The sequence below is a fragment of the Colwellia sp. SU-HH01217 genome, from assembly GCF_057543495.1.
In genome coordinates, this window is record NZ_BAAJLX010000020.1 from 30,981 (window position 1) to 48,351 (window position 17,371).

The window sequence follows — 17,371 nt, forward strand, 5'->3', positions numbered from 1 at the left end:
CGGTTTTTTTATACTTGAAATTTATACTTGATAACATGGCTATATTCGTCGATAGTGGTAAAAATGTAGTTTAAAAGGTGTAAAAATGAAGACATATGACTTTATCATTGTTGGTGGTGGTTCAGCGGGTTGCGTGCTAGCTGAACGATTATCTGCTAATGGCAAACATCAAGTGTGCTTACTTGAAGCAGGACCAAAAGATAAACATTGGAGTATTCATTTACCGCTAGGTGTTATTGATTTAATGAAAAGCCGAACGCTTAATTGGCAATTTAATTCACATCCTGAAAAAACACAAAATGAACGTCGAATTTTTAATCCTCGTGGTAAAACACTCGGAGGAAGTAGTTCGGTAAATGCTATGCTCTATACGCGTGGCCAACGTGAAGATTACGATCATTGGGCTGAACTCGGTAATGAGGGGTGGAGTTACGAAGACGTTCTTCCCTACTTTAAAGCAACACAACATCAAGAACGTGGGGAGTGCAAATATCATGGTATAAATGGTGGATTAAATGTTGCTGAATCACGATCTAAACCTTCTATTAACGAAGCGTTCTTTAAAGCTGCAAACAAAGCAGGATTTCCGTTAAATAATGATTTTAATGGCGAAAAACAAGAGGGTATTGGTTACTATCAAGTCACTCAAAAAAATGGATTACGGTGTAGTTCAGCAAAAGCTTTTTTAACTCCAAACCTTAGCCGCCCTAATTTAACTGTACTAACAGATGTTTTAGTTGAAAAAATTGAAATAATCGATCAACGCGCCAGCGGTGTTCAGTTTAAGTCTAAAGGCCGTCACCAGCATATTTACGCGAATAAAGAAGTGCTATTAAGTGCTGGCGCCTTTAACTCCCCTCAATTGCTGATGCTTTCAGGAGTAGGCGATAAAGAAACTTTAGCGAAAAATGACATTGAACTTGTTCATGAACTTAAAGGGGTAGGTAAGAATTTACAAGATCATGTAGATACCTTAGTAGTTACCCATCATCATCGCACTGACTTACTGTCTTTCAGACCTAAGAGTATTTGGTGGGGCATTAAAGAAAGCCTTAAATTTTTCAAAAACAAATCAGGCATATTAACTTCTGCGGTAGCAGAGTCAGGTGGTTTTATAAAATCTAGTCCTTCGATTAAACGTCCTGACTTACAGCTTCATTTTATTCCAGGAGCGATGGACGATCATGGTAGAAACACAAAGATGTTATTTAATTATGGCATTGCCCTACATGTTTGTTTACTGCGCCCAAAAAGCAGAGGGCAGGTAAGCTTATACGGCAATAATGCAACATTGCACCCCAAAATTGAGCTTAATATGTTAGATCATACAGATGATGTAAGAACGCTAATAAAAGGGGTAAAAATCGCTAGAGAGATCTTGAGTCAATCACCATTAAATGAGAAAAACGGTCAAGAAATCTTCCCTGGTGCAAATTGCCAAAGTGATGAAGAGTTTCATGAGTTTTTAAAGAATAAAGCCAACACTATTTATCACCCTGTGGGGACTTGTAAAATGGGAAATGATGAAATGGCAGTAGTTGATAATGAATTAAAAGTTCATGGAATTAATGCGTTACGAGTAATTGATGCTTCAATAATGCCAACACTTATCAGCGGAAACACCAATGCTCCGACTATCATGATAGCTGCTAAAGTGGCTGACTCGATATTAGCTGAGCATAGTTAGCGTCTTAAAATTAAAAAGGGAAGCAGAGCTTCCCTTTTTATCAATCTATCTTTATTTAACCGTTTGTTACTTAAAAGATAAAGTGTTCTGCATCTAAATCCATCATTGAATCAGCACCATTTGCTAAGCAGCTCGAGTGTCCATGAGCTCTAGGTAAAATTCGTTGAAAGTAAAAACGCGCTGTTTGAATTTTAGCTTGATAAAAGTCTTTTTCTTCATCACTAGCAGCTAACTTATCTTGTGCAACTTTGGCCATTTTCGCCCAGAAATATGCTAATGTCACATAACCAGAATACATTAAGTAATCAACTGAAGCGGCACCAATCTCATCAGGGTTCTGCATAGCTTTCATACCAATATTCTGAGTCATTTTTTGCCATTCACCTGCAAACGTCATGATTGGTTTAATAAATTCAGCCATTGCTTCATCTGCCATATTTGCTTGACAGAATGCTGCAACTTCACCAGCGAATGGTTTTAATATTTCACCTTGAGTACCTAAAATTTTACGTGCTAATAAATCAAGAGCTTGAATACCTGTCGTTCCTTCGTATAAGCAGCTAATTTTGGTATCACGCATTAACTGTTCCATGCCCCACTCTTTAATGAAACCATGACCACCGAAGATTTGCACACCATGACTCGTACACTCTAAACCAATTTCAGTTAAAAATGCTTTTGCAATAGGTGTTAACAAAGCTAACTTAGCTTCTGACTCAGCTTTTTTAGCGGCATCTTTTTCCACATGCCCAATATCAACTAATTGTGCTAAATAACCAATTAATGCACGACCACCTTCAGCAATCGATTTTTGCGTTAATAACATACGGCGAACATCAGGATGAACTATAATCGGATCCGCTGGTCCTTTAGGGTTTTTAACACCTGATAAAGAACGCATTTGTAAACGATCTTGTGCGTAAGCTATAGCTCCTTGAAAAGACGCTTCTGCCGCGGCAACACCTTCATTAGCTACACCTAAACGCGCTGCATTCATAAAGGTAAACATACAATGTAAACCTTTATTTTCAGTGCCAATTAAAAAGCCTTTAGCACCATCAAAATTAATCACACAAGTTGCATTCGCGTTAATACCCATTTTATGCTCAATGGAGCCACAACTTACGGCATTTCTGTCTGCAATGTTTCCTTCATCTGTTACATTAAATTTAGGTACTGCAAATAAAGAGATACCTTTACTACCCTCTGGCGCGCCAGGAGTTCTAGCAATCACAATATGGATAATATTATCTGATAAGTCGTGTTCACCGGCTGAAATAAATATTTTAGTACCGCTAATTGCATAGCTACCATCATCATTAGGTTCAGCTTTTGTGCGTAACATGCCTAAATCAGTACCACAATGAGGCTCTGTTAAACACATAGTACCTGTCCAAGTACCTTCAACAAGTTTTGGCATAAACATGTTTTTTTGTTCGTCGCTGCCATGTTCTTCAAGTGTTGCTAACGCGCCATGACTTAAGCCTGGGTACATAGCAAAACTATGATTTGCAGCAGACATAAACTCACCAATAGCCGTATTAAGTGAATGAGGCAGTCCTTGACCACCAAAGCTTTCACCTTGAGAAAGTGTTGGCCAACCGCCTTCAACGTATTGATTATACGCATCCTTAAAACCATCAGGGGTAGTAACAACACCATCGGTCCAAGTACAACCTTGTTGATCACCAATTTGATTCAACGGCGCTATAACTTGCTCAGTAAATTTACTCGCTTCTGTAAGAATAGCGTCAACCATATCAAGGCTAGCATCTTCATAGCCTAGTTTTTCATAATGCGACTCGCAATCGAGTAACTCTTGCATTACAAATTTCATATCTCGTAAAGGCGCTTTATATTCAGGCATAAACTTCTCTCTTTAAAATATCTGCAACCAACTGGTAAGTGGTCTGACTTGTTAGTATCATTTGATTTAAGCACATTAATTCAAATTTTTACAGTATAAATTTTAGTTCCCGAACCAAAAAAAGCGACAAATTAGTCGCAAATATAGAGTAAATCTTAGTGTTTAATTAACCTGAACTCGGTTTAAGATATGGTTAACAGTTTGAAAAATAAGTAAATAATTATTTTACTCCACTCTAGCTTGATAGTTTTTCTTAATTCAAGGCAAATTTCGCGTCAATAGCTGGCCTATTGCAAGAAATTTAACGAAGAAGTAAGGAAAAGTAGCTGCTAGAGAAATATTTGTTAAGCCGAGCTCAGGTTAATTAGATTAAAGTGATGAAAAAAGAGGAAATACTATGGAGTAAACGGAGAGATATTTTAGCCAATAAAAACATTACTGGCTAAAAATTAATTGAACTTTACTGGGCTTTAAAGAAAAAGTAAGCCGAAGTTACTGGCTTTCAAGGTAAGCAAACACCGTTTCAAATGCTTGTTCTTGGTATTGCTTTAATCCTGTATCTCTAAAATCAATGTCAATTTGACTACGTGTTAATTCTTTTTTAATAAAGCTACCAGCAAGTATTTCAACTTTTATATTAGGAATTAACTGAATTGCTGCTTCTAATTTAAAGCCCACTGGACCACCAGAAAACTTACCTTTTAAAGCACGACCTTTAATCACAACAGTTTCAACTTGATAATCTTCTAATAACTTTGAAAAAGTAAATTGAAAATGTCTCACTTCTTCTGCATCGCCTGCATTAACCAAAGATATTTTTTGCACACGTGTTTGAGGAATATCATATAAATTATTTGCTTTGTTCATAATACAAATAATCGCATCATTACCTTTTAATTCAACACCACATACTTTCATGAATAAACCTCAAAATTTTTTAAGGCATCATTATAGTTTATATTTTCTATGACGTCAGTCGTTAAAACTGAGATATCACGGATTTTATATTCTGTTAAAATTTTATTTAGCCATCTATACAGCTAAAAACTTGTAAAAGTCATTCAGTCACCGTACACTTGACTTGTTTAAATAGTTAAGATTTTTTATCCGCTCACATAGACGAGATAAAAAAACAAGATAATGCGGTGAAAGCCCGCAACTGTACCCGCAACTGTAAATAAACTTTCAATAGGTTTATGAGTCAGATACTTGTCTTAATTTGTTACTTAATACCGTGCGGGATCACACGTGAGTAATCGCAATTTATCTATGCGCTAAAACTGCGATCACCCTCCTGTTATATATCCTGCCTCATTATGAGGTTTATAAATGTCTTCAGTAATCGCTCAATCACCTCTTATTAGTGTGGATGATTTAACATGGCAAGTAGGCGATAAAAAGATATTAAACAAAATCTCCTTTGCGATTAACAAAGGAGAAATCATCGGTATTATTGGCCCAAACGGTGCTGGAAAAACCAGTTTGTTACGTTGCCTATTAAATCATCAGGAAGGTTATACCGGTGATATACGGTTTAAACAAAAACAACTTCGCCATTATACAACGAAACAACTCGCTAAATCGTTTGCTTTAGTTGCTCAAAAAACATCTCCCATTTTTGCTCTTTCAGTATTTGACGTTGTTCGGATGGGTTTATTGCCGCATAAAGGGTTGTTTAGTACTGATAGTGACTTTGATCGCCACCAAATTGAACTGGCTATAGAAAAAGTAGGTTTAACAGCACTCAAAAATCATTCTTTTAATGTACTCTCAGGTGGCGAACAACAACGGGTGCTTATAGCCAGAGCTTTAGTGCAAAAAGCCGATATTTTACTTCTTGACGAGCCGACCAATCACTTAGATATTTTTTATCAACATCAGATATTGCAACTCATTCAATCATTAAACATTACTGTTGTTATGACAATACACGACATTAACCTTGCCGCTTATTACTGCCAAAGATTATTGTTAATAAACCAAGGGCAACTTGTTTGTGATGATACACCCGACAAGGTATTACAACCTCAACGGCTTCGCGATGTATTTAAACTTGAATGTCAACGTGATCAAAACCCGGTGACTAACAGCCCTCGAATATCATTTATACCTCATAAGGTAAATCCGATAGATACGACAGATACGACAATGGAATATGATAATAAAGCAGTAAAGACAGGTACTGTATAATGAAAAAATATTCCATCATTTTTCCATTACTCATTGCATTAACCATCGCAAGTGGTGCACTAGCATTAACATTTGGCCCTGCGAGCATTTCAACGCAAGAAATTGTTAACTGCTTAGTGACAAATTGTGCAACCCCTGTAAATGAAATGATTATTTGGCAAGTGCGCATACCCAGAATATTAGTAGGTATTGTTGCTGGGATGGGCTTAGCGATTGCAGGGGCTATTTTACAAAATACCACCAGAAACCCGCTAGCAGATCCTTATATATTTGGCATAGTATCTGGTGCGGCATTAGGAGCAACCATTGCCACCCTTACCTTAGCAAACCAATTAACTGTCGCCCTACCTTTGGCTGCATTTTTAGGCGCACTTTTTTCTGTCTTTATAGTAGTCGCTATTTCAAGCGTATTAAAAAGCCCAGAGCAATTATTACTTGCTGGGGTAGCTGTTTCATTTATGTTGACTTCAGTAAGCCAGTTTTTACTTTATATGGGAGAGCCCTTTGCAACTAATCGCGTATTGTTTTGGTTAATGGGCAGTTTATCTCGTGTAGAAATGAGTAACTTTTATGTAATTGGTTCTATTTTACTGCTGAGCCTATTGGCTATTTTAGCGCTTCATCGGCAAATTGATGCCCTATTATTGGGTGATGAAAGTGCACAAAGCTTGGGCGTTAATGTTAATAAACTCAGAATATTAATGTTAGCGATTTGCGCAGCAATTACTGCCACAGTGGTTGCGTATTGTGGGGGGATTGGCTTTGTCGGTTTAATGATCCCTCATATTGTAAGGCAGTTTATTGGCGTAACCACATTACCGCTTATTTTTGGTTCAGCACTGGTTGGTGGCAGCTTTTTAGTATGGGTTGACGTCGCAGCTCGCTCGGCCGTAGACAGCGCTGAAGTACCGCTAGGCATTATTACCTCAGCCATTGGCAGCCTGTTTTTTGTCGTAATTATGTTGCGAGCAAAATCTAAAAAATAAACATCATTCATTAAAACATATATTTATATCAATAATTTGGAAAACAAATGACAGATAAAAAACAAAAAAATCATAAAGAGCGCATGCAAAAAACTAAAGAAAGAGTGGATGCAAAAATTGAGTCTGCTCAAGAAGAACGCGGTTTACTTATTGTGATTACAGGTAACGGTAAAGGAAAATCTACTTCAGGTTTTGGCACTATCGCTCGTGCTGTTGGACATGGGTTAAATACAGCCGTTGTTCAATACATAAAAGGGACTTGGGCTTGCGGCGAACGTCAATTATTGACAAACGCTGGCGTTGAATTTCATGTAATGAATACGGGATTTACTTGGAATACTCAAGATAAAGAAAAAGACATTGCCGCCGCACAACTTGTATGGAAAGAAACTAAGCGCTTACTAACTGATAAAAACATTGATGTATTGTTGCTCGATGAACTGACCTACATGATCACTTATAAGTACATAGATTTAGAAGAAGTTATTACCGCACTTAAAAACCGTCCAACAATGCAGCATGTCATTATAACCGGTCGCGCTTGTCACCGTTCATTAATAGAGCTTGCCGATACGGTGAGTGAAGTTAAGTCGGTTAAACATGCTTTTGAGTCGGGTGTGAAAGCGCAAAAAGGGATCGATTGGTAATGAAAAATTCCTTACATGCACTATTATTTTCAGCTCTCTTATTAAGTTGCCTCGCGCAAAGTGAAACGCTTAAACCAGAAGTAACTGTTAAAGCTAAAAAGCCAACCATTATTGCTCTAGCACCACATATTGTTGAAATGCTATACGACATTGGTGCTGGTGATCAAATTATTGGTACAACAGACTTTGCCGATTACCCTGAACAAGCTAAAGCTATTCCTAGAATAGGTAATTATGCAAAATTGCAAATTGAAAAAGTTATTGCCCTTCAACCTGACATTATCTTAGCTTGGCAAAGCGGTAATCCAAGTGATGACCTTGCCCGTTTAAAACAACTTGGTTTTAATATCACTTATTCTGAGCCAAAGACATTTGAAGATATTGCTGATGAAATTCGTTTATTTGGTAAATTAAGCGGCAACGCTCAGCAAGCACAAACATTAGCAAATGACTTTTTAACACGTTTAGCGAAAATTAAAAAAGACAATGAAAACAAAAAGCCTATTACTGTTTTTTATGAACTTTGGTCAAGGCCTTTAACCACAATTGCAAATAATAGTTGGCCACAACAACATCTCACTATTTGTCGAGCTCATAACCCTTTTGAACAAGTAGCAACGCCCTACCCTCAAGTGAATATTGAGCAAGTGTTGCAATTTCCTATTGAGCTCATTATTCAACCTATATCAGCACATCAAAAAGCAAAAGAAGGCTTTAATTGGCAGGACTGGAGCGTAATACCTGCGGTTAAAAACCAACGAATTATTTACCCAAATGCTGATGCATTGCATCGAATGACGCCAAGAAGCCTTCATGGGTTAGACAATCTTTGTCAGTCTATTGACCAAGCACGTTTATCGCTTAGTCAACCTAATACGTAATAAGTTGCTGTGAATTATTTACCTAATTTGAGAATGATATGTTATTAGCTCGCCTGTCTTTACTTGCATTGCTGCCAGTAAGTTATGCTTACAGTCAAACTGATGCTCAAAATCAAGCTAATAACGACGTTATTAGTCAAGCGGATGAAGTGATAGAAGTCGTTAATCATCACGAATTTTTATCAGCTAATTATCAAGTACTACATCGTGAAGATTTTATCGATGCCTCACAAACGCTTTCAGACGTATTAAGCACGGTTAATGGCATTCAAATTAGGCAAATTAGCGGTATTGGTAATCCTGTTGCGATCTCCATTAGAGGCTCAAGTAGTAAACAGGTTCAGTTTTATATTGACGGTGAGCTAGTTAACGACGGTCAATTTGGTAGCTTCGATTTAAACCAAATACCCACAGAGCAAATTGAAAGTATTGAAATTAGTAAAAGCCAAGCGATTGGCACTGGCGCAACACCTATTGGCGGCGTGATCCGAATTAATACCTACAACCCAACTGAAAATAAAGCTAAAGCAAGTGTTTCTTTAGGAGCTTTTGGTTATAAAGAAGCAAGTCTACTTGTTAACAAAGCTTTTAAAGATCATAGCTTTGCTATCGGCGGTAGTTATTTGGCGAGTGATAATAATTACGATTTTCTGGTACCGCAAAGTTATCAAAATAGTTCTGAATCAATTACTGAGCCTCTTCGTAATAATGAGTTTGAGAAAAAGAGTATTTTTGTAAATGACACCGCGGTGTTAGGCCAACATCAATTACGATTTAATATTCAGTACAATAACCAAGACAAAGCCTTGGCTAATTATCAAAATAACTCGCCAGAAAATAACTCATCTATTGAAAATGAAAATTTACGTTTTGGTTATCAGCATCAATGGTCGAGCGATTTATCTTGGTTAAGTATTGTAGAATTTGAGTTTTATCACGATAAAAAAGATGAGTTCTACCTCGACAGCCCCGACGGTAAGCGAAATAATACAAGTGAATACAATACTATAAAGAATTATGCAGGCCTCAATGGCACTATTGAATGGCAGGCATTAAATTTTACCCCTTATATTACCGTTAATGAACAAGAGTTCAGTTCAGCAAGCCAGCGAAATGGTGTACCAAGCCAATGTAATGGCATTAGTGCTTGCGATATTTATGCGGAACAACAACAATTTAACATCGGTTCACGATTAGTGTGGCACGATAAATCATTGCCTTTTTCTGGGTACTTTTTGGTTAATCAACTTAATGAAAAAAATTCTAGTGTAGCCGTCAACTTAACTAATGCTACGCCAGAAACTACAAACAATCATTATAACACTCAAGAAGTGGGGTTAAATTATCAAGTCGCTCATACCGCTTTTTTAATTAATTGGAGCAATGGTATTAGAACTCCTACCTTGTTTGAGTTATTTGGCGATAGAGGCTCATTTAAAGGTAATGACAACCTGCTACCCGAAGAAGCGCAAACAGCAACTTTTAGTGTGGAATACACTCATAACAACCTAGCGTTAAGCTCTTCGATTTACCAACAAAGTTTAACCAACTCTATTGTAGCTATTTTCAACGCCAGTGGTGTTGGTAGTTATAACAATGTGAGCAGCGCAGAAGTTAAAGGTATTGAATTACAAGGCAGCATCAAATTGACCGCTTCGCTTTTTTTACTTGCTCAAGCACAGGTAATCGACAGTAATACGACTTCTGAATACGTAGCATTTAACAATAAGAAATTGCCCGGAATTTATCACCAACAATACAGTGCCTCCATCAACTATCAGTTGAATAAACAATGGCAAACATCTTTACGATCAAATATAGATAAAGATTTGTATTTCAATCGAACTAATCAATTTCAAAATAATAACAACCATGTTGGCAGTGGAAATCCTGCTGATCGAATTGTCACCGACTTATCCTTAAGCTGGAGTAACGATAAACAAAGTCTCAGTATGAGCATCAATAATATTTTTGATGACCATTACCAAGACCTTGCTAATCGTCCTGCTCAAGGACGTAGCTTTCAAATTAAACTATCTATTAAGGACATATAAATGCTAAACCTCTTGAATAAATCTCTTTTATCGTTAGCCATCATAACCAGTGCTTCTGTTATAACAGGCTGTAATTCTGATGACAAAAACAGCGCTCCGTCAATTACTGGCGACATTAACCCGACTATCGCAGAAAACACTGTTGAAGTGGGCAACTATCAGGCAACAGATCCTGATGGCGATACTATAACACTGAGTTTATCTGGCGATTCGTCAGCGCTTTTTAGTCTTGACCAGTCAGGAAACCTTGAATTTATCGTTGCTCCTGATTATGACAATGGCGATGTTGGTCCTTTTAATGTAACGATTACCGCAACAGATGATGGCAAAGGACAATTATCCGACTTTATTGATATTGCAGTTACCGTGGGAGATGTTTTAGACACACCATCTAATGCCGTCGTACAAACTATCGCTCCAGACTACTCAAGTTCAGAAGTTGCCTATATTTCACCTAAATCAGCACAAGTTACTGCGGGTTTTTATATTAAAAATGCTTCGGATTACACCATTAGCAGCTACAACAATAGTCTTTATCATATTGGACGTTTCGGTATTGACACCATAGATAAATATGAAGCTAGCACACCAGATACTCAAATATGGTCTTATTCAACGCAAGATAACCAAGACTCTTTCAGTCGTAACCCTTATGATTTAATTTCTGTAGATGACAATAAAGCTTACTTATTACGTTATGGCTCAGACAAAGTTTGGATAGTTAACCCGTCAGCTACCATCGCTGAAGATTTTAAAATAGGTGAACTAGATTTAACCGCTTATGTTGCTGCTGACAATACAAGTGGCACTCCTAACCCTGTATCTGGCGTGATAAACGATGGCAAACTATTTATTGCTATGCAACGCTTGTCTGACAGTTGGGAACCAAATACAACTTACATCGCTGTTTTTGATGTTGCTACAGATACAGAAATAGAAACTAATGCCAACGCTGCCGATAGCGTTATGGGGATTCCACTTGAAGGTGTTAACCCACTAGAGCACAGCTTAGTGAGCGCAAACGATATAGTTTACGCTACTACACGTAACGCATACAGCAGTATTGATTTATCGTATTCACGAATTGAAGCCATTAATGTCGGCGACTACTCTGTGCAATCGGTATTAACCGCTAGCGATATTACCGACAATACCGCAAGTTTTATTAAATCGACTGTAGTGGTTTCAGAAGAGTTGGGATACTTTTATGCAAGCGAAACATTGTTTGTACCGAGCTATCACGAAGTATCAACAATTTATCAATTTAACCCGTCAACTGGCGAAGTAACTGACAGTAATGTGGCCGAAACAGGCACGGAAAACATCAGTTTTATCGGTTTAGATGCAGCAAACTTTTTATGGGTAAGTGTTGTTGACCCTGCAAACCCTGGTATAGACATTATTGATACGCAAAACAATGAAAAAGTGAATGAGCGTTTATCGACAATATTAAATCCTTTTGCTATTCGTTTTATTGAAGAATAACGATAACACTGCCACTTAGGTACTAGCGCCTAAACTAATGCCTAAGTGGCTTTTCAAAATTTACATTAACAGTTCAATACCAGATAAAATTAAAGTAGCAAAAAAGACAGTTTCAATACTTAATAAAAATACCGGTTTCCACCCTACCGACACCACTTGTTTTAATGATGTTTTTAAGCCAATTGCCGCAATAGCAACGACCAACAACTCATTTGATAATACCTGTATTAATTGAACAACCGTACTAGGAATTAATGCTAAGTTATTGAGTAGCGCTAAAATAAAAAAGCCAATTAAAAAACCTGGCACAAAGCTAGTTAACTTGGTCAATACTGGCTTACTTTCCTGACAACTCTCGCGATTTTTAAAACTGAAAAATATAATCATTACTATCGGCAGTAATAGTGCAACTCGAAGTAACTTTATATAAGTGGCAATATCGCCAGCTTCTGGAGAAATAGAGTAGCCCGCCCCCACCACTTGCGCCACGTCGTGAATTGAACCGCCAATAAAAACACCAGCCAGATCATCAGGTAATGCAAATAAGGTCGCTATCATCGGATAAGTGATCATAGCTAAGGTACTTAAAGTTGTTATGCCAATAACCGTTAACGCAAAGAGTTGTTCATGATCTTTATTTTTAGGTAGAACAGTACTAATAGCCGCCGCTGCTGAAACACCACAAACAGCAACCGATCCCCCGGTTAATACACCAAAAGATTTAGATAAACCTAAAACTCTCGCCATAAATACACCGAAAAATATCGTCAGCGCCATGCTAAATAAAATAATCAGTGGGGCAATAAAGCCTAAAGAGATAATATCGGATACCGCAATACGAACACCTAGCAAACCGACAGCAACACGTAATAAATTTTTAGAACAAAACTCAATGCCTTCTTGATGTTGAGGCGCTTCATATAAAAAATGCATCGCTAAACCTAGTAATAATGCAAAAAGCATCACAGGCGCGTCATAGTGACTCGCAAGGCTCATGGCGGTGATGGCTAAAACAATGCAAATAACTATGCCGCTAAGTTTGGACTTAATATGACTAAACATAAATTCTGATAACCGATAATGATGCTGGCAATATTGTAACGCTCATTAGTGTATACAAGCTAGAGCTTAACCATGGCTTTATCACTTATCTTTTTCGTTGCTAGATTTGATATCAAAACTCTCCCTTTTAACACAATAGCATCGAACATTTATCGAGCACATGCTGAATACGTATTCATCTTCATTTTTATATCACTTTGTACAATTTTCAAGCACTCTAAAATGGCTATTAAAACAGCAAAAAATAAACATGAAATTAACACTAACCTTACATTAGGAATAAAAATAACAATGAAAACTAACGTATTAAAATCTGTATTAGCAACTAGCTTAATGCTTGGTATAACTTGCCAAGCTCAATCAGTAGCCCAACCTACGACTTTCGTTCATTTATTTGAATGGAGTTGGCAAGATGTTGCGCAAGAATGTGAAGACTTTTTAGGTCCTAAAGGCTATGCCGCAGTACAAGTATCACCTCCCAACGAACACATTCAAGGGAGTCAATGGTGGACACGGTATCAACCTGTTAGCTATCAATTAGAAAGCCGTGGAGGTAATCGGGCTCAATTTACTGACATGGTTAATCGATGCAAGGCGGTTGGTGTCGACATATATGTTGATGCCGTTTTAAACCATATGGCAGCAGGAAGTGGTACAGGAACAGCAGGTAGCACTTTTGGTAATAAAAATTATCCAAACTATAGTCCGCAAGATTTCCACAACACATGTGCTATAGACGATTATAATAATCGCTGGCAAGTGCAAAATTGTGAATTAGTCGGTCTAGCCGATCTCAACACCAGTGCTAGCTATGTACAAGAAACGCTAGCTGATTATCTTAATAACTTACAAAATATTGGCGTTGCAGGTTTTCGATTAGATGCTTCGAAGCATATGTCCCTTGGAGATATTCAGGGTGTATTGGCAAAAACTCATGGCACACCGCTAATTTTTCAAGAAGTCATTGACCAAGGTGGTGAAGCAATATCTTCTAGTGAATATCAAAGCACAGGCTTAGTTACCGAATTTAAATACACCACACAACTAGGCAATACTTTCAAAAATGGCAGCCTTGCTTGGTTAAGTACTTTTGGCGAAGCTTGGGGTTTTTTACCTAGTAGCTCTGCTGTTGTATTTGTTGATAATCACGATAATCAACGTGGTCATGGCGGTGGTGGTAATGTAATTACCTATGAAGATGGTCGATTATACGACTTAGCCAATGTGTTTATGTTGGCATACCCGTACGGCTATCCAAAAGTAATGTCGAGTTATGACTATCATGGCGATACTGACGCTGGCGCACCAAATGTTTCTGTGCATAACAATGGTAATTTAGAATGTTATGGTAATAATTGGCAATGTGAACACAGGTGGTCCTATATTGCTGGCGGTGTAGATTTTAGAAACAACACCGCAGATAACTGGAATACAACAAACTGGTGGGATAATGGTCATAATCAAATAGCCTTTGGCCGTGGTAGTTCAGGCTTTGTAGCGATTAACAAAGAAAATACCCACTTAAATACAACGTTAGCAACAGATATGGATGCAGGTACTTATTGTAATGTATTAAAAGGAGAGCTTTCAGCCGATAAAACATCATGTAGTGGCGAAACAATCAGTGTAAATAACAACGGCAGTATTAATGCTGATGTTGGTCCTTGGGATGCTTTTGCTATTCATCAAGGTTCAAAAATTTCTGAAGAGCCAAACAATAACAATTGGCAACGTACTATCATATTTATTAAAGCTGACACTCAAAGTGGACAAGACATGTTTATTCGTGGAGGTATAGATCATACCTTTGCCAACAATAACTTAGCAAGAAATTGTCAAAACACCAATGTCGAGTGTGCAATGCCAATTCGCCATAATAATTTACTAAATAACACGACAACACCGTGGAAGCTCAATGAAAATTACCTAGACTGGTATGGCAGTGAAGCCAATCAAAGTAGCCAAGCAGAAGGTACTGCTCTTGATTGGACAACTAATGTTTGGCCTTCAAGTTGGGGAGCAATTCGCACCGTTGCTAACGACGGTTATGGTGAGGATCCATTAAATATTTGGGGGCAGCATTACTGGATGCTAGATGTAAATATGGATTGCAGCAAAGCAGTTAATAACAGGTTCGAAGTTAAAGCCTATGTTAAAAATGGCCAAGGCTGGGAAGGAGACATAAATCAAAACGATGCGCCCTATACGTCAAATAACCATTTTGCAGAATGTGGAAAAATAAACATGTTCCAATTTAACTCGAACAGTGTTGATGTGAGAGATTTTTAGTTAAATCAATATTATCAGTGGATTGATTAAAAGGCTAAAAAGTTAATATTAGCCTTTTCTTCCAATTAAAACTAAACAACCTATTAAAATTTACTCGTTTTTATATGTACGTAGCACCCAACTACCATATTACTTGCTCAACTTTTTATAAATCTTATCTAGGCTTATTACCAGTGCCAACTTTATTGCTTTTAAATAACCACTTGTTAACCATTTTTAACAACACTTATAGCTTTTAACATAGAACCATTGGTATCATATGCGCAGGAGTAATTTAAGCTGCTAATTATTATGAAATTAATTAGCAATTAAAGGGAAAGCTAAGTGAAAAAAGTTGTAGTCCTTGGTGGATATGGAAATTTTGGGAAAAGGATTGTTGAAAACCTTAGCAGTATTGAAAATATAACCGTACTGATTGCTGGACGAAATTTAAGTAAATCATCAGCATTAGTAGCCAACCTAGTAAAAACTTCAGCCGCTAATTTAGCTCCATTAGTTATTGATATTTTCGCTGATGATTTTAAAGAGCGATTAGCGACCCTATCACCCTATCTTGTTATTCATACCAGTGGTCCTTTTCAAGGGCAAGACTATCGAGTGCCAACAGCATGCATTGAATGTGGCGCTCACTACATTGATTTAGCTGATGACAGAAGGTTTGTTTGTGATATTGATGAGTTAGACAATGAAGCAAAAGATAAAGGTGTATTAATTGTAAGTGGATCATCTAGGGTCGGATTTTTTATAACAGACATGTAATTGAGAAGATGCTAAAGCCTAACCTGCTTTTGGTGAAAAATGATATGCTTCTTCAACATCACCTTCCTCATTAAACAATACTATCCATTCTTCATCTTATCGTCTTCCCAAAAGAAGTCCCAGTCATCACCCCAGCCATCCGCTTGATCTTCAGCCCAATCTCTGTATTCATCATCCTCTTCTTCCCATCTTTCTTGCTCATCTATAATGTCATCATCTTGAGGATCGCCATACCATAGTGTGGAATAATCACCTACCAGCTTTATTGGCTTTTTTGAAGTACCCCCCAAGACAAAATCAACTTTGTCTGAAATTGTTTTTGAATGCGAGTAGGGTTTATTTGTTTCTATGTGTTGTGAAAAATCACCAGGTCTTTCTTCACTTATTATGTCACTTTGAAATAGGGTTACTGCATGACCAGAAATCTGAGATTTATTTGAATTTAAACTGTTGATAATTATTTGTATAGTGTCTTTTCTAGTATTATTCTCATTTAATGAAATATGATATTTTTTAGTTAACTTAACCAAAAATAAATCCACAAATTCAACCTTCTCACGATGTGTTTGTAATTCGTTATAAGTTTTCTTGTATCTTTTGACTATATGCCTAACCGTTTTCCTATCTGGAAAACCTCGTTTATCAACAACATTTCGAGCTTCCAATTTATTGATACAATACTTTGTTGAAAATATGAATGCATTTTTCTCTATGTATTCGAGAGAAAAATTCTTTTTATCAACCTTATTATTTGAATTACATACTGCTTGAGATTCGGGGAGGTTTTCGTTTGAAATTGCATTAGACGAAATTAACAACCCACATAATATAACTAATTTTTTTAACGGTATAGAAGTACACTTCATAAATCTCATCCTTTAGACTTTTTGAAAAGAAACTATTTTTTAGCATGATATACCCTAAAATAAAACCTATTAAACATATATTAAAAGTTTGTTGCGGTAGATATGAGGATTTTCAGTTTAGTAATACATATACTAGGTCGTTAAAATAAGGATTACCCTTCAGTTATCAAAAAATATTGATATTATCCACAATCCCTTTTTTAAAATAATTTTTTCACAAAACAATAGTATTTTGGGGCGGGATCGGGCCACTTCCTCGAAAAGTTCAGCCTAATAGTATAATTAACGCAAAAACAAATGGTTATCAATTATTTTGTTAGCCTGAGTTATTATATATCTCCCTCATTATTGATTAGTGGATCAACATGTTCTAGCATCATTTCTAGGTTGAATGATTCTGTTTGATTGTGGTTAATTTAAGGAAAATTAACCACAACTTGAATCAATCATAAGTAACTAACAAAACGCCGAGTTGGCTATACAATAGGCTTAAGGTTAATTCCGGGGGAGATAGCCCCCCCCTTAAAGGCAACACCGATCAATTAAGAGAACGATCAGTTAACAGCTAAAACGAACGAATAAAGCAAGTATCAGACGG

Annotated in this window: 13 protein-coding genes and 1 riboswitch; of the genes, 9 read left to right on the forward strand and 4 right to left on the reverse strand. The window is 37.0% G+C overall.

Annotated elements, in window-relative coordinates:
* Positions 1 to 85: 85 nt before the first annotated feature.
* The gene (locus tag AC27G3_RS17255; protein WP_487123732.1) at positions 86 to 1,687 is read left to right on the forward strand and encodes a GMC family oxidoreductase; all 1,602 of its coding nucleotides are present in this window, start codon (positions 86 to 88) and stop codon (positions 1,685 to 1,687) included.
* 70 nt (positions 1,688 to 1,757) lie between these two features.
* On the opposite strand, the gene AC27G3_RS17260 is transcribed toward AC27G3_RS17255, so the two are convergent.
* On the reverse strand, positions 1,758 to 3,554 hold the full coding sequence (locus tag AC27G3_RS17260) for an acyl-CoA dehydrogenase C-terminal domain-containing protein (RefSeq protein ID WP_487123733.1): 1,797 nt from the start codon (positions 3,552 to 3,554) through the stop codon (positions 1,758 to 1,760).
* A 492-nt stretch (positions 3,555 to 4,046) separates the two neighbouring features.
* Entirely contained in the window at positions 4,047 to 4,472 is a 426-nt protein-coding gene (locus AC27G3_RS17265) for a DUF3010 family protein (protein ID WP_487123735.1), read from the reverse strand.
* 161 nt (positions 4,473 to 4,633) lie between these two features.
* Positions 4,634 to 4,785, forward strand: a riboswitch (cobalamin riboswitch).
* Between the two features lie 98 nt (positions 4,786 to 4,883).
* Between AC27G3_RS17265 and AC27G3_RS17270 the strand changes: the two genes are divergently transcribed.
* Genes AC27G3_RS17270 through AC27G3_RS17295 form a run of 6 tightly spaced genes read left to right on the forward strand, consistent with a single transcriptional unit; the run spans position 4,884 to position 11,797 of the window.
* Positions 4,884 to 5,744, forward strand: coding sequence for an ABC transporter ATP-binding protein (locus AC27G3_RS17270; protein ID WP_487123737.1), 861 nt, complete (start codon positions 4,884 to 4,886; stop codon positions 5,742 to 5,744).
* Positions 5,744 to 6,730: a FecCD family ABC transporter permease gene (locus AC27G3_RS17275; protein WP_487123739.1), complete on the forward strand. Its 987-nt coding sequence runs from the start codon at positions 5,744 to 5,746 to the stop codon at positions 6,728 to 6,730. The genes AC27G3_RS17270 and AC27G3_RS17275 overlap by 1 nt, the downstream gene beginning before the upstream one ends.
* Before the next feature lie 47 nt (positions 6,731 to 6,777).
* Complete coding sequence (gene cobO / locus AC27G3_RS17280; protein WP_487123741.1) at positions 6,778 to 7,377, forward strand: cob(I)yrinic acid a,c-diamide adenosyltransferase; 600 nt, start codon at positions 6,778 to 6,780, stop codon at positions 7,375 to 7,377.
* Positions 7,377 to 8,258 (forward strand): cobalamin-binding protein, encoded by an 882-nt coding sequence (locus AC27G3_RS17285; protein WP_487123743.1) that lies wholly within the window; start codon positions 7,377 to 7,379, stop codon positions 8,256 to 8,258. Before cobO ends, AC27G3_RS17285 begins: the two co-directional genes overlap by 1 nt.
* Before the next feature lie 38 nt (positions 8,259 to 8,296).
* Complete coding sequence (locus AC27G3_RS17290) at positions 8,297 to 10,312, forward strand: TonB-dependent receptor plug domain-containing protein (protein WP_487123744.1); 2,016 nt, start codon at positions 8,297 to 8,299, stop codon at positions 10,310 to 10,312.
* Positions 10,313 to 11,797, forward strand: a complete 1,485-nt coding sequence (locus AC27G3_RS17295; protein WP_487123746.1) for a cadherin repeat domain-containing protein — start codon at positions 10,313 to 10,315, stop codon at positions 11,795 to 11,797.
* 60 nt (positions 11,798 to 11,857) lie between these two features.
* On the opposite strand, the gene AC27G3_RS17300 is transcribed toward AC27G3_RS17295, so the two are convergent.
* The gene (locus AC27G3_RS17300; protein WP_487123749.1) at positions 11,858 to 12,859 is read right to left on the reverse strand and encodes a YeiH family protein; all 1,002 of its coding nucleotides are present in this window, start codon (positions 12,857 to 12,859) and stop codon (positions 11,858 to 11,860) included.
* A 291-nt stretch (positions 12,860 to 13,150) separates the two neighbouring features.
* Here AC27G3_RS17300 and AC27G3_RS17305 point away from each other — a divergent pair, with 291 nt between their 5' ends.
* Positions 13,151 to 15,148, forward strand: coding sequence for an alpha-amylase (locus tag AC27G3_RS17305; RefSeq protein WP_487123751.1), 1,998 nt, complete (start codon positions 13,151 to 13,153; stop codon positions 15,146 to 15,148).
* Between the two features lie 324 nt (positions 15,149 to 15,472).
* The gene (locus tag AC27G3_RS17310) at positions 15,473 to 15,907 is read left to right on the forward strand and encodes a saccharopine dehydrogenase NADP-binding domain-containing protein (protein ID WP_487123753.1); all 435 of its coding nucleotides are present in this window, start codon (positions 15,473 to 15,475) and stop codon (positions 15,905 to 15,907) included.
* An 80-nt stretch (positions 15,908 to 15,987) separates the two neighbouring features.
* On the opposite strand, the gene AC27G3_RS17315 is transcribed toward AC27G3_RS17310, so the two are convergent.
* Positions 15,988 to 16,773 (reverse strand): hypothetical protein, encoded by a 786-nt coding sequence (locus AC27G3_RS17315; RefSeq protein ID WP_487123755.1) that lies wholly within the window; start codon positions 16,771 to 16,773, stop codon positions 15,988 to 15,990.
* Positions 16,774 to 17,371 lie beyond the last annotated feature (598 nt).